The sequence below is a fragment of the Symploca atlantica LB2515 genome, assembly GCF_052546295.1.
Window position 1 is genome coordinate 2,555,428 of sequence record NZ_JBQWMT010000001.1, and the last position, 15,373, is coordinate 2,570,800.

The following is a 15,373-nucleotide window of genomic DNA, read 5'->3' on the forward strand; positions in this document are numbered from 1 at the left end:
TAGCGACTTTATTTGCATTATTTACACCTAAAAGCAGCTTTAAACGTCCTTAAATAGTTAGCTATAAATCTTTAAGCTACCGCTAAATGCAAAGGTATAATAGTTGCTTGTCCACCTGCCATGCGAGTGTAGATTTCTCCTTGTTGGTTATAGCTAATCATATTGACCTTCAATCCAGTATCGGTTTTAGATAGCAATTCCATCGAACTATAGAAGGGCTGACCGTATTTGATAGGAGCGAATTGTTCAAATTTATCTAGTTTTGCTGGTAGGCACAAAGACTGCTGAAAATGTTGTATCCAGAGTAGTACGCAATGAGTCTGAACGTCAGCAATATAAGGACAAATACCTTGCACAGTAAAATTACCCTGTTGCTTTTCGCTGACTCTATGGACAACACATTCAGTTGTAATTGTTGTCGGACTAATATTTACAACTCTTTCTATTCCTTGAAAAGTGGGGCCGTGAAATAAGGATATTGGTCCATTTTGATAGAATGATTTCCTCGAACCAGAAATAATATGATCCGGTGTCATATTCACTAAATCATAGACAGGAGCGGCGGGAATTTCTCGTCTAATCTTTACTTGAGTGCTGAAGTGATAACGAATTTTTCCTTCTTTATTTTTACTCCAAATCTTGGCTTCTAGTTGAATCTCTTCAGGATTTTTAGTGATTTCTTTTAAATCTAAAACATATTCACTGGCTGCATTTTCATCAAAAATAATTCCCTTTAAAACCCTAGCATTTTCGCAACTAAAGCATTTGTAACCGGGATGAATTTGTTCACTGGCATGAGCCATCCATGAGATGGCACAAGTGAATGGTAAAACTGGGTAGCCAGCGATCATATGATCGTACAAAAATGGATTGGCATCTACTGCTATTTGGCGATAAATGCGGTAGCTACGCAGTTCCGAGTCGAAATCTTTGACCATTGGTGGCACCTGGCTACCAATAATCACTTGGGCTGTTTGATGATTAGTGTCAGCTAATTCTTGAAGTAGCATTTGTGTGCCAGCTTCAATAGGGAGAATCTCAATATTGCGCGAAGCAAAAGCCTTCTTCAATTCCGGGGTTACCATACCGCTATCCCAGGGACCCCAATTAATTGCAACTACATGACAAGCTGGATGGAGTTGCTTAACAAGATGAGCAGATTTATTGAGAATTTCATTGGCAAGGGCGTAGTCTGCTTGACCAGCATTACCGCAAAAACCAGCAACTGAAGAAAAGAAAACTAAATAATCTAGTTGACTAGCTGGTACATAGCTGAGCAAGTTTTCTAAACCCTTGATTTTGGTTTGATAAACACAGTCAAAATCCTGCTCTGTTTTCTTCTCAATTAACTTATCGGCTAGATTGCCAGCTCCATGAATAATGCCCTTAATTGGCCCTAAGCGCTCTACAGCACCAGTAAGCTTTTCTTTGAGTGCAATCGCATCAGTTACATCTACGCTGAGGTATTCTGCTTGGCTTCCTGTCTGTTCGAGAGTTTGTAGTGTTTGAGCAATTTCTCGCTGAGAGGCAATTTTTTTGTAGATACTTTGCACTACTTTAGGTGTCGGTTTCTCTCCTTGATTACGGAGATCCTCCATAATCCGTTTTTTCAATTCGGACTCACTAAAACAATCCTTGGCCCAAGCAGGCTCATCTGTAGTAAATTTTGAACGACCAAGTAAAATCCATTTACAGGGGGAGTTTTGGGCAAGTCTAATAACGCATTTAGCAGTAATTCCTCTGGCACCGCCACTCACAAGAAAAACAGATGATGGTTTAATTTGAAGGGTAGTCATAATCTTTCTTGAATTTGGTGATTATTAACCGTTAAATAGATTATCTTAGCTTTAAGTGAATTTTTAGGGGAATCTATTAGAGAAATTTTCTATTGATCGAAAAAGGGGCAGGCTAAACCAACTCATTGCTTTTGTTTCCATTTCAGATTGAGAACTAAGCAAATTTCGGAGGTTTTTAGCAACTGCCCCTCAAAACTTAGGGTTTTAGATCTGGGGTTTGTAATTGGTCATCCTTGTTTCTGTTACCCCATCTCTAATACCTCACTAGTAATTTATTCTTTACGTTGAACTACTACAGTTTTGCTGCCAATTTTCAGTAAAATTTGAGACATTAACTATTAGACATTCAGTAGTTTATCTAAAATCTAATAGCTGTCAGATCACTAGATGTATAGATGTTCTAAATGATTTATGAGGATATCTAAAATATGCAATTCTCACAATTCACCTAAGATTTCTATACTATCAATCAAGGGAAAGTCTCTTACTCACTAATGATAGTGGCTCTTCCCTGGGAACCGTATCCAACTTCCGTCAACAGAAAATGGGGGTCATGCAGTTCGGCAAGGATGTAATTAGCCGAGAGTTCAGTATCAATCTCAGGACTCAGATCAATTGCTCGACAGAAAACGGGCTTCCATTCATGATTCAGGGTCTTAGTCAATCCGAACAAGCCAGCACTGATGGGACTGTAGTTGACCTTGTGTCCTAGACCAAACTCTCCATCAAGGCGAGATACGGTGAAAAAACAACTGCGTCCTTTGCCTGCGGCTTCCGTCAGTGATTTTTTGAGGTGTTTAGCGAGGAAGAAAACTTGCTTAATCAGAGATTGGTCTAGTTCCAAAAAGCGAATTCCTTCACTTTGCTCGCCTTGACCGACTGGATTGAGATGGATAAAAGCGGCAATGGGGCCATAGTTGGTGGTAATTGCTGTTAGTTGTTGTTGCAGATGAGCTTCGCTCAGATCTTCAAGTACCACTCGATTGATTTGGCCAGGCAAAGGTGCTTGTTGTGCAATTACTGACTGGGGAAAACTTAGTACTACCACTTTCCAACCTCGCTCGATCAGGGACTGAGCTAACTTAGATGTGGTTTGGGAACCATCATCAGTCAGCAAGCAAATGTGGTTCTCAGGTAAGGTGAAATCCAACATATCAGGTTGAGGAAGGAATTTCAGTCTGACCGAAGCGCGGGGAATGTTGTGGGTTAAATCTAGTGATTCAGGCTCAAGCTGGTTGTAGTTCTTTTTTTTTTGCTTCTCCTTGTGAGAGCTGCTTCATAAAGTCAACAACTTGGCTCAGCGTGCGCATCTCTATTTCGGCAAGTTCTTCTAGATTTGGCTTGGGCAACTCTGGGAATTGATCCTGCATTGCCCCCATGATTTCTACACGTTTGATGGAATCAATCCCCAGATCAGCTTCCATATCCATTTCTAGCTCTAGCATCTCAGGAGGATAACCTGTCTTATCTGCAACCACTTCTAACAAAGTTTCGCTCAGTTTAGTGATGTCGATGCCAATGGCGCTTGAGTCTACGATTGCTGCTGTCTCAGCAACTACAGGCGGTGTTGGAGTTGTTGCGGCTGGTTTAGAACCATTACCGTTGCTGGAAACTTTCTCTGGAGCGGGAGCAACCATTTCCGGAACTGCTGTTGGGGCTGGTTTAAAACCATTACCGTTGCTGGAAACTTTCTCTGGAGCGGGAGCAACCATTTCCGGAACTGCTGTTGCGGCTGGTTTAGAACCATTACCGTTGCTAGAAACTTTCTCTGGAGCGGGAGCAACCATTTCCGGAACTGCTGTTGCGGCTGGTTTAGAACCATTACCGTTGCTAGAAACTTTCTCTGGAGCGGGAGCAACCATTTCCGGAACTGCTGTTGCGGCTGGTTTAGAACCATTACCGTTGCTAGAAACTTTCTCTGGAGCGGGAGCAACCATTTCCATGACTGCTGTTGCGGTCGGTTTAGAACCATGGCCGTTGCTAGAAACTTTCTCTGGCTGACTCACGGCCAGCTCAGAGGTAGAGATAGCTTTGCCATTAGGAAGAGCAACCGAAGAACTACTCTGAGTATCCATTAAGTCTGCTACCCCTTCACTCATGCCCAAATGGTATTGAGTGGAGCCACGAGTCATCAGCATTGCGTACTGTTGCTGTGTTAGATGGAAAAAGTGCTTGGCATATTCAATCTGATGGTTGAGGGATTGCTCATGAACCCGCAGGGTGGCAGCCTGGTGTTCCTGAAACTTCATCATGCTACGTTCCAGACTTTCCATTACAGCTAACTGAGCCTGGGCTGGTTTGGTAGCATCGCCCGCTTGAGTAAACAAGACACCTTGCTGTTGCATCAGTTGGAAAAATATTTTGGCATACTCCATCTGATGGTTGAGATACTGCCCATGAACTTGCAAAGTTTCACCTTGGTGTTGATTAAACTGTGCAAGGCTATATTCAAAACTTTCTAAAACGCGTTGGTAGTTCATCGATAGTTCTGTCATTGGCTGAGTCTGCATAGGTTTAGAGGGGGTGACTGGAAAGTTCATGACTAAAGAAGAAGTGGATTGAGTAATAGAACTTGGCTCTGGTTGAGGAGTTTCTTGAACTGGAGGCGCTACTTCAGGTTGAGGAGTTGCCTCAGATGCAATAGCAGCAGATGTAATTTTATGTCCATCTTGCAAAGCTGTTTCAAAGGCTTTTTTCGTCTTTTCACTAACTTGGTTAACGCCGTCGAGACGGAAAGTTAGCTTGCTGTTTAAGGGCTTTTGAGGTTCGAGTACTGGATACTCTAGTTGATAAGGATCCGGATCTTGTAAAGATAAGCCAGCTACACGCAGCTGCATCACGGCTTCCCGCAGTTGCTGATCACTATCCTTCTGACGACTAGCATTTAGGCTTACTGCCATATGAGGTTTATCGCCGAGGATATCTTTTACTAAGTGCGTCAGAATGCTCCTGGGGCCAAATTCAACGAAGTAGTAACCACCATTAGCGTAGATATTTTCGATTTCTTGCTTGAAGAATACTGGGCTGCGGAGGTGTTCTTCTAGGTTTTTCTGGATAGATTGAGGTTTAGTCGGATAGCGATCGCCAGTTACATTGGTGTAAATCGGTATTCCTGCACTCTTGGTCATGACTGACTTCACTGCCCGAGCAAAAGGCTCCTGACAATGGGCAACCATTGGCGTATGAAAAGCTGCTGAAACGGGTAATAGTACAACCTGATAGCCGTGATTATTCAAAGCCTCTTGTACTTTGGTAACTTCTGACTTTGGTCCGGCCAAAACAATCTGCTGAGGAGAATTGATATTAGCAATGCTGACTTGGGGGAATTGCTGGATCAACGATTCTACTTTACTAACATCTCCTTTAACAGCCAGCATGGCTCCAGCATCCAGGTTGGGGTCATCCGGCGTGGCCATAGCTTGACCTCTAGATTTGACGAGGAAGAAGTAATCTTCGTCAGTCAAAACTCCACCAGCCCAAAGAGCGGTTAGCTCACCAAAACTATGTCCTGCAACAAAATCAGGCTTGAATCCGGTTTGTTGCAATATCTTGTACATCGCTACACTCAAAGCCCCAATTGCTGGCTGAGCATATTCTGTACGCTGCAACAGAGCAAACTGGGCAGCTTCTTGAGCTGGCTCGAATACAGGTTTAGGGAAAACTACTTCCGACAGAGGTTTTAGTCCGTCTTTGACCAATAGAGAGTCTATATAGCTATAAAGCTGGCGCGCCACAGGGAAATTAATCGCCAGTTCCCGACCCATATTGAGGTATTGAGAACCTTGTCCAGAAAACAAAGCTACTACTTTTGCTTGAGGATCTAGACCAGTTTGGCGGTAAAAGAGTCCTTGAGGATGCTCCCAAGCTGCTAGTTGTGGCTTGTTTTTCAGCCAATCAATCGTAGTTTGCAACTTCTTGCCAGCTTGAGTCAAGGAACTGGCAACAAAACCCACTCTGGCACTAGTAACTGGGATTTCTACAGATTTGGAAGCCGCACTCAGTTCTGCATAATGCTGCTTTCCACTATCAGATTGGAGTTGACCTAGAACTTCTTCACACTTGCTTAACAACTGTGTCGGTGTCGGCGCATGCAAGAGTACTGGTTGAGGAGTGCTGTGGATGCGATAGGGCTGATGTTGTTCTTCTTGATATTCTTCTAAAATAACGTGATAGTTTGTACCACCAAAACCAAAGGAACTCACTCCCGCTCTTCGCGGCTCTTGCCCTGCTCCACGAATCCAGGGTCTAGCTTTGGTATTCAAATAAAATGGAGAGTCTTCAATATTAAGTTTGGGATTGGGCTTAGTAATGTTAATGGTGGGTGGTAAGACTTTGTGATGCAGAGCTAGAGCAGTTTTAATTAGGCTGGCCGCACCTGCTGCCGCTTTGGTGTGTCCGATTTGTGATTTGACACTACCTAGAGCAATATGTTGTTTATTTGCATTGTTTTCGCCGAAAAATTCTTTTATCGCTTTAAATTCGGCTGGATCTCCGGCCATTGTGCCTGTTCCATGGGCTTCAATTAGACCAACACTCGTGGGGCAAACACCTGCATTTTGATAGGCACTACGTAAGGCTTTGACTTGACCTTCTGGGCGAGGTGCATAAATGCTCTTAAATTTGCCGTCACTGGAAGTACCAATTGCTTTGATCACAGCATAAATTTTGTCACCATCTCGCTGAGCATCGGTGAGGCGCTTGAGAACTACCATGCCAATTCCTTCTCCCAGCATCATCCCATCTGCATCAACGTCAAATGGTCTAGTTTGCTGTTTCAGGGAAAGAGCGGGCGTTTTGCTAAAGCACAAGTAAGTAAAAATAGAGTTATCAATATCAACTCCTCCGGTGAGGATCATGTCGCACTGACCTGTGAGCAATTCAGTAGCTGCCATTCTCATCGCGGCTAAAGAACTAGCACAGGCAGCATCAATGACGCAGTTAGTTCCTCCCAAATCTAGTCGGTTAGTAATCCGACCAGAAATTACGTTGGCTAGCAGGCCGGGGAATGCATTCTCATCCCACTCGACGTAAGCGGCTTTAATTTTCTCAACAATTTTTTCTGTATCTTCGTCTGATAGTCCGCTATTTTTGAGTACTTTTCTCCAAATAGGATGCTGCAATCTAGAAGAGAAGGGAGTAGCACTTTGTCTTCCCAAAGCAGCACCTAAAATAACTCCAGTACTATCTCGGTTGAAATCACGAGATTGTCCGTAGCCGGCATCTTCCATTGCTTTTTTGGCAACTACCAAAGACAGCAACTGCGAAACATCTGTAACTTCCAGCAAGTTGGGAGGAAGTCCAAATTCCAGGGAATTGAAATCAACTTTTGGGATAAAGCCGCCTCTTTTGCTGTAAGTCTTGTCCTTTGCCCTAGGGTTGGCATCGTAGTGATCATCTACATCCCAGTGGGAAGAAGGGACATCAGTAATGCAATCGACTTCATTAAGGATGTTTTCCCAGTATTCCTGCAAATTTTCCGCTTTCGGGAAAACCGAGGCCATCCCGATAATGGCGATCGGAGTCTGTTGCAGTTGCTGGTTGGTCGGGTTAAGTTCCATCAAGTTTTCTAATTTGTCAGACATTTTTTTCTTTACCCGTATAAGATCTACCAGAGCCTTTTCCAAGTCATCTACTTCATCTACGAGCAGTGCTAATCTGGCCTCAATTCCCGAAATAATCATCGACTAATTCACCATCTCATTAATGATGAGCTGCCATCATTTGTTTAATAAAAATGGTGATTGATTATTGTGCGTTGCTCTAGACTTCAGATTATCTGCATGAATGTTTCTAAACAGTAATTACTAATACTATTTTGATTTTTTGAAACATTCTGAGATTAATAAATGAGGAAAATGTTTTTTTGACTACTCATCAAAAAGAAGCAATACTTATCAAAAAAATTCCTTACAAGTTGATTTTCAGCAGAGTGAGTAGCTTTAAATTACTTGGATATTTGCTTTTAACTGGAAGCTACTATCCTGATCTTGTTTATTTATACTCAGACAAGAAGCATTAACAAATTTGGGGATTAGCTCTCATCTGGAGTTGTCTTTGAGGTTTTACTAGGGTTACTGCCGTTGTTCTATCCTCAAGACGTCACAATAACTAACTAGGATTCCCTAAAGTCTTTTTAGCCAGGTTTGGCACTGATACTTCTTCAGGGAACCCCTTATTTTGCTTCCCAGCATTTCAAGATTCAACCGATTTTTTTATCTCTAAACAAGATAAATTTTCCTTTTTAAATTGAGATATTACTCAAATAAACTTTTGATTAATCTAAATGTAAAACTCAAAGGTGAAAATTTCGGGTAACAAATCGGTGGTAAATCGTGAAAAACAAGTTTTTTTCTCCTTTTTAACTAAAACTATGGCAAGATCAGATCTTCATCGATTTGAATGTAAAACTCAAAGGTGAAAATTTCAGGGAAGGAACTGGTAAGAAACCGTGAAATAATAGGAAAAACTAGTAACTTCTTCTCAAAACAGTAGTAACTCTGTTAGTAAAACTTCAATAGCTGAATAAGATCGACTGCAAGGAAGTTAACTGATTAGAGAGGTGTGAGGGGTGGAACCCTGCGTTAAATAATTAACTCTATCCTCAAGGTCAGGGTCTTTGGCAAAGTGCGGGAACAGTGATCCTACCTTTAACTGAACTACTTGCATGACAGCAACAGTCCAACCTCTCTTGATAGCAGGCTAAGAAAGGAAGTACTACTCACAGACAGCAAAATTTTCTGGAAGTTGTGTCACCTCAGATGACTTACCAGGAGAAGCTTTGATTTCAAGCATACGACTACCCTAAGCACTGTATACAGAGGTACAGTAGCTTAGGAGTTTACTTTACGTTACAAACGCCAACGCTTTAATTTGCCTGATAGAGCTGAGACCTAGATCATTAGTATCTTTGCTAACAGCTAACTTGCTCTCTTTCAATACAATAAAAATTAGCCTTTGATTAAAGCACGCTACTAAATTAGAACCAAAGCTATGACCTGACGGGATAGAAAAGAAAATATTTGTAACAGTAAAAATTACTTAGGCAGGCTGTTCAATAACATATAAATAGCATTTAGTTAGCGAATTGGTGAGGCTTAACAGAAGTATAATTTTCCTTAAAAATCTTTAAAGAGGCTTGCTGGAAATTCTGTTGATCTAAAAAAGACGAAACTTCAGAGTAAAAAGTTGCTCTTTAATTTAACGGCATAGCCGTAAAAGTCATAAACACAAACAACGATAAATTTAAGAATATCTTAAGAATACTGAGTGTACTTTCCTTCGGGCTTATAAAACCTTAAAAAAGTAAAAGGCAGGTAGGCGTATAAAGATTATCACATTCTTTGAGAGGGAAATTGTAGTTATTTAAAGAAGTTGCCTACTTGAGCGTCGCTTTCTCAGCAAGATCCTAAATATTTCCGGCGTTCTTTCGTAAAGCAAGGAGGAATTTAGGGAGAATTTACAACAGGGAAGTGGTGTCGAACCACCACTAACACAAGGGTATTACCCAGAGAACACTAAAGGCTTAAGGCGACGAAGAGGTTATGAATAAGATAAATATTGCAACTATAGATGCTAACGAGGCAGTCGCGCAAGTTGCCTACCAGCTTAACGAAGTTGTTGCTATCTATCCAATTACTCCCTCTTCACCAATGGGTGAGTGGGCTGACGCATGGTCATCGGAAGAAAGAGCAAACCTTTGGGGTACTGTCCCTTCAGTGGTAGAGATGCAGAGCGAAGGAGGAGCCGCTGGTGCAATACACGGCGCTCTACAAACTGGCTCTCTGACGACAACTTTCACAGCATCTCAGGGATTGTTATTGATGCTGCCCAATCTCTACAAAATCGCTGGTGAACTAACATCAGCCGTGATCCATGTAGCTGCGCGATCGCTTGCAGCTCAGGGTCTATCTATCTTTGGTGATCACCAAGATGTCATGGTCTGCCGCGCTACCGGTTTTGGGATGTTAGCTGCTGCCTCAGTGCAGGAAGCTCATGATTTTGCTCTCATCGCCCACGTTGCCACTTTAGAAGCAAGAATTCCCTTCATCCATTTCTTTGACGGCTTCCGCACTTCCCACGAAGTTCAGAAAATCGAACTGCTGGCTAAAGAAGACCTGCGGGCGATGATCGATAATCAACTAGTAACAGCTCACCGCAGTCGTGGTTTATCTCCTGATCATCCAGTATTAAGAGGCACAGCACAAAACCCAGACGTCTATTTCCAGGCGAGGGAAACAGTTAATTCTTACTACGAAAACTGTCCCGACATTGTCCAGAAGACAATGGATAAATTAGCTACACTGACAGGGCGTCAGTACCATCTGTTTCAATATTGTGGTGACCCGAAAGCCGAGCGAGTAATTGTGCTGATGGCCTCTGGTTGTGAAGCGGCGCATGAAACCGTAGACTACCTGACCAACAGTGGGGAAAAAGTAGGTGTCCTGAAAGTACGCTTGTATCGACCCTTTGATCAGAAGCGGTTGGTCGCCGCCTTACCAGCTACCACTAAAGCGATCGCAGTTTTGGATCGCACTAAAGAACCTGGGGCTGGTGGCGAACCCCTGTATTTAGACGTTGTCGCTGCTATCCACGAAGCCCAGTTTGGCTCAGACAGCGTTCTAAAATCGCAAATTCAAAATCTCAAATCAGTTGTCGGTGGCCGCTACGGCTTATCCTCTAAGGAATTTACACCGGCGATGATTAAAGGCATCTTTGATAACTTAGCTGCTCCTGAACCCAAGAATCACTTCACTATCGGAATCAACGACGACCTGACCCACACTAGCCTAGACTACGATGCCAGCTTCTCCATCGAACCGGACAAAGTGGTGCGGGCGATGTTTTATGGTTTAGGCTCAGACGGCACTGTTGGTGCCAACAAAAACTCGATTAAGATTATTGGTACAGAAACTGATAACTATGCCCAGGGCTACTTCGTCTACGACTCCAAAAAATCCGGATCAGTAACAGTTTCCCACTTGCGCTTTGGCCCTGAGCCAATCCGTTCTACCTATCTAATTAGTCAAGCTAACTTTGTCGCTTGCCATCAGTGGTTATTTCTAGAGCAATTAGATGTCCTGAGTTGTGCGGCCACTGGTGCCACCTTCCTCCTCAATAGCCCCTACAAACCAGATGAGGTGTGGAGTCATCTACCACGCCCGGTACAAGAGCAAATTATCAATAAACGGCTCAAGTTTTACGTCATCGACGCCACAAGGGTAGCAGTGAGTTCTGGGATGGGACGCCGGATTAACACCGTGATGCAAACCTGCTTCTTTGCTTTGGCTAATGTCTTGCCGCGAGAAGAAGCCATTGCCCAAATTAAGAAATCTATTGAAAAGACTTACGGCAAGAAAGGGCCAATCCTGGTTCAACTGAATATAGACGCAGTGAACAATACCCTGGCTAATCTGCATCAAGTGCCAGTTCCAGAGAGGGTAAATAGCACTATTGAGATGCGGCCACCAGTTCCCGACACGGCACCAGCCTTTGTGCGAGAAGTTCTGGGTAAAATGATCGCTCGTCAAGGAGACGAGCTACCAGTTAGCGCTCTGCCCGTAGACGGCACCTATCCCAGTGGCACTACGAAATGGGAAAAACGCAATGTGGGTCTAGAAATTCCCGTGTGGGATCCGGATGTCTGCATCCAGTGCGGCAAGTGCATTATAGTTTGTCCCCACAGCGTGATTCGGGGTAAGTCTTACGACGAGCAGCACCTAGCCCAAGCACCGACAACCTTTAAATATACCGACACCAAAGATAAAGAGTTTTCCGGTCAAAAATTCACCATTCAAGTAGCTGCTGAAGATTGCACCGGCTGCGGTATCTGTGTCGATATCTGCCCGGCCAAAAACAAGTCTCAGTCGCGACTTAAAGCGATTAACATGCAATCTCAACCGCCTTTGAGGGACTCAGAACGAGAAAACTGGGATTTCTTCTTAAAACTGCCCAATCCTGACCGACTAGCCCTCAACTCAGACCGCATACGACAACAACAGTGGCAAGAACCCCTATTTGAATTTTCGGGTGCTTGTGCTGGTTGCGGAGAGACGCCTTATATTAAGTTGGCCACTCAACTATTTGGCGATCGCATGCTCGTTGCCAATGCCACTGGTTGCTCCTCAATCTATGGCGGGAACCTCCCCACCACGCCTTGGACACACAACGCCGCAGGACGCGGGCCAGCTTGGTCTAATAGCCTCTTTGAAGACAATGCTGAGTTTGGTTTAGGCTTCCGTGTCTCTGTTGATAAGCAAGCTCAATTCGCCGCTGAACTGGTTGCTAAACTAGCTGGAGAAGTAGGTGACAACCTCGCTAGCGCTATTCTTAACAACCAGTCTCAAAAGTCCGAAGCCGATATTTGGGAACAACGAGAGCGAGTTGCCCAACTCAAGCAAAGACTGCAAGAACTCGATTCCCCTGATGCTAAACAACTACTAAGCCTCGCCGACTATCTGGTTAAAAAGAGCGTCTGGATTATCGGCGGTGACGGCTGGGCCTACGATATCGGCTTCGGTGGTTTAGATCACGTAATCGCCGGTGGCCGCAATGTGAATATACTAGTACTCGATACTGAAGTCTATTCTAATACTGGTGGTCAGGCATCCAAGTCAACTCCCCGTGCTGCAGTTGCCAAATTTGCTGCTGGTGGCAAACCTGCCGCGAAAAAAGACCTAGGCTTAATGGCTATGACCTACGGCAATACCTACGTGGCCAGTGTGGCGCTAGGTGCACGGGATGAACACACCCTCAAAGCCTTTCTAGAAGCCGAAGCCTATGATGGACCGTCCCTAATTATTGCCTATTCCCACTGCATTGCCCACGGAATCAACATGACCACCGCCATGTCCCATCAAAAGGAACTAGTAGATTCAGGTCGCTGGTTGCTCTATCGCTATCATCCAGAACTGCTTAAAGAGGGCAAAAATCCACTAAAGCTTGATATGCGATCGCCTAAATCCCCAGTAGACAAATCTATGTATGAAGAAAATCGATTCAAGATGCTCACCAAGAGCAAGCCAACTGAAGCTAAGCAACTATTACAAGAAGCCCAGCAAGACGTAAATGCTCGCTGGCGGATGTACCAATATCTTGCTTCCCGTCAGCTAGAGGAGCAAAATGGCCACTGTAAAGGTGACTCTAGTACTCTGGCTTGAAGTAATAAGTAATAAGCATGCCCTTGAGCGGAGCGAAGGGTAATAAGCATGCCCTTGAGCGGAGCGAAGGGTAATAAGCATGCCCTTGAGTCAAAACACTGAGTGCAGCTAAGGGGCCGTGAAGGGAATGAGTTTGGTTTACTATTTACTGCTTGAATTGGAATCAATTTTATACCTATCCCTTTAGTGTTTACTTAATGCTTATTACTTAAAAAAAATCTTGCAGCAAACATTACTTTACTTAAAGATTATGGATCTAACCACAAATTATCTGGGATTAAAGTTGCGATCACCACTTGTCCCCTCAGCTGCCGGGCCACTTACTGAAGACATAGATAACGTTAAGCGCATGGAGGATGCTGGTGCTGGTGCCATTGTACTCCACAGTATTTTTGCTGAACAACTGCGGCTGGAACAGTTAGAACTCGACTACCACACTACTTACGGTAGCGAAAGTTTTGCCGAGGCTTTAACTTATTTTCCAGAGCCAGAAAGTTATCAAGTCGGACCAGAAATCTATCTCGAACACATTCGTCGGGCTCAAGAATTAGTGCAGATTCCTATTATTGCTTCCCTTAATGGCTCCACTTTAGGCAACTGGGTAGACTACTCCCAACAGATTCAAGAGGCAGGTGCAGATGCCTTAGAACTCAATATATATAGTATTCCCACAGACCCCCATATCACGGGTGCTCAGGTGGAGCAAAACTATCTAGATATTGTTGAAGCGGTTCGAGCCAATGTTACTATACCTCTGACGGTAAAACTCAGTCCGTTCTTCAGCAATTTAGCAAATATGGCCTCAAGACTAGATAAAGCAGGTGCCAATGGCTTGGTATTATTTAACCGCTTTATGCAAGCTGATATTTCGCCTGAAGAACTAGAAGTCTCGCCCCGTGTGGTTTTGAGTACATCTCAGGAAATGCTCTTGCCTATGCGTTGGATTGCTCTCCTCTATGGTGGCATTGAAGCTGATTTGGCTGCTACCAGTGGTATTCAAAAGGGTCGTGATGTCGTTAAAATGCTCATGGCGGGGGCGTCAGTTACCCATGTTTGTTCCGCACTGCTGCGCCATGGAGTTGAACACTTGCGCAAAATAGAGAGTGAAGTAGTGGTCTGGATGGAGGAAAACGAATATGAATCTGTCCAACAGATGATTGGTTCAATGTCGCAAGTTAATTCCGCTGAAGCCTCTAATTTTGAGCGTGCTCAGTATATGAAAGTGATTAATAGCTTCCAGCCTGACCCTAGCTTAGTTTAGATCAACTAGGTGCTTTCCGACGGTGATCCCTTGGAGACCGGGGAATTTCCTTAGAGAAGAACAGGAGGACAAAAGAAGGTTGATGTTGATGAGTATGTTTACTCATCAACATCAACCCCTGCCTCTCTATCTCTTCACCTTCAATCAATCTTCAGTGAGTTGATTTAAATCAAGTGATTTTTATCCCGGCTCAACTATACTGACTCTGATGGTGAAGCCAAAAGGATCGTGGTTAGTATTGCCCAATTCGCAAGTTTTACGTAACAGAACTTGACCCAAAACTAGGTGACTTTGCCCAATACTGACGCTTCGGCATTCTGGACAAAAATCATCTACTCCAGAGGATGCAATAGAGATGTAATATAGTCCCAGCATCAACCTTTTAATAAAATTTGGCGAGATTAATCACCAATGAATGCTTCAGATTTGGTCGGTTTAATTCATCCCGCGATCGCAGTTATTTTTGTCTTCCCTTTAATTGGCATTGTTACTAACTTTGCTTGGCAAACTCGGCAACGGCGTTTGCAGACTAAATCGGAGGGCAAAAGCAAAATTCCTCCTATTGTCGGTCGCGAACATGTTCAAATCGGGCGTTGGCTTGCTGGTGCAGTAGTAGGAATTGCTTTGTTAGGATTAGCTTACCCAATTGGCACTAATATTTTAAGCCAGCAACTCTGGCAGAAGAACCTTTTTCAAGTCATCTTTATCGTGCTGATGTTTGCGGTAACTATTGGTTCCTTTATACTGCTTTATCGAGCAAGACAACGACCTTGGCGGGCAATTTTTGCCACCTTGACTGGTGCAGGTTTGATTATTCTTGGTTGCCAGGATGGTGTCTTCCGACGAACTAATGAATGGTATTGGTCACACTACTATTTTGGTATTATCGCAGCACTCTTGATGATTTTCTCTGTGGCAATTATTGAAGACATTTACAAAGATAGATCGAATCGCTGGCGCAATGCTCATATTATCTTGAACTGCTTTGCCTTATTGTTGTTCGTGGGACAGGGAATTACGGGAACAAGGGACTTATTAGAAATTCCTCTTAATTGGCAAAAACCCTACGTCTATCAGTGTGATTTTGTTAATCAAACTTGTCCGGAACCTGCACCAAAAAGCCAAGATACCAATTAGAAATAATAATAATCCAGAAATAT

The 15,373-nt window shown here is 43.6% G+C and carries 5 protein-coding genes and 1 pseudogene; 3 read left to right on the top strand and 3 right to left on the bottom strand.

Annotated elements, in window-relative coordinates; all coding sequences use genetic code 11:
* Positions 1-71 precede the first annotated feature (71 nt).
* Positions 72-1,796 (bottom strand): SDR family NAD(P)-dependent oxidoreductase, encoded by a 1,725-nt coding sequence (locus ACT7WV_RS10690; protein ID WP_445102891.1) that lies wholly within the window; start codon positions 1,794-1,796, stop codon positions 72-74.
* 493 nt (positions 1,797-2,289) lie between these two features.
* Positions 2,290-7,477: pseudogene (locus ACT7WV_RS10705) on the bottom strand (beta-ketoacyl synthase N-terminal-like domain-containing protein); the annotation flags it as partial.
* Between the two features lie 1,860 nt (positions 7,478-9,337).
* On the opposite strand from ACT7WV_RS10705, the gene nifJ reads away from it, so the two are divergent.
* Positions 9,338-12,952, top strand: a complete 3,615-nt coding sequence (nifJ, locus tag ACT7WV_RS10710) for a pyruvate:ferredoxin (flavodoxin) oxidoreductase (RefSeq protein WP_445102893.1) — start codon at positions 9,338-9,340, stop codon at positions 12,950-12,952.
* Positions 12,953-13,202: 250 nt separating this feature from the next.
* The gene (locus ACT7WV_RS10715; protein ID WP_445102894.1) at positions 13,203-14,213 is read left to right on the top strand and encodes a dihydroorotate dehydrogenase-like protein; all 1,011 of its coding nucleotides are present in this window, start codon (positions 13,203-13,205) and stop codon (positions 14,211-14,213) included.
* A gap of 180 nt (positions 14,214-14,393) precedes the next feature.
* Here the strand turns inward: ACT7WV_RS10715 and ACT7WV_RS10720 are convergent, their stop codons facing one another.
* Positions 14,394-14,588, bottom strand: coding sequence for a hypothetical protein (locus ACT7WV_RS10720; protein WP_445102895.1), 195 nt, complete (start codon positions 14,586-14,588; stop codon positions 14,394-14,396).
* A gap of 36 nt (positions 14,589-14,624) precedes the next feature.
* On the opposite strand from ACT7WV_RS10720, the gene ACT7WV_RS10725 reads away from it, so the two are divergent.
* Positions 14,625-15,350 carry a DUF4079 domain-containing protein gene (locus tag ACT7WV_RS10725; RefSeq protein WP_445102896.1) on the top strand — a complete coding sequence of 242 codons (726 nt, stop codon included), beginning with the start codon at positions 14,625-14,627 and terminating at the stop codon, positions 15,348-15,350.
* The last annotated feature ends 23 nt before the right edge of the window (positions 15,351-15,373 follow it).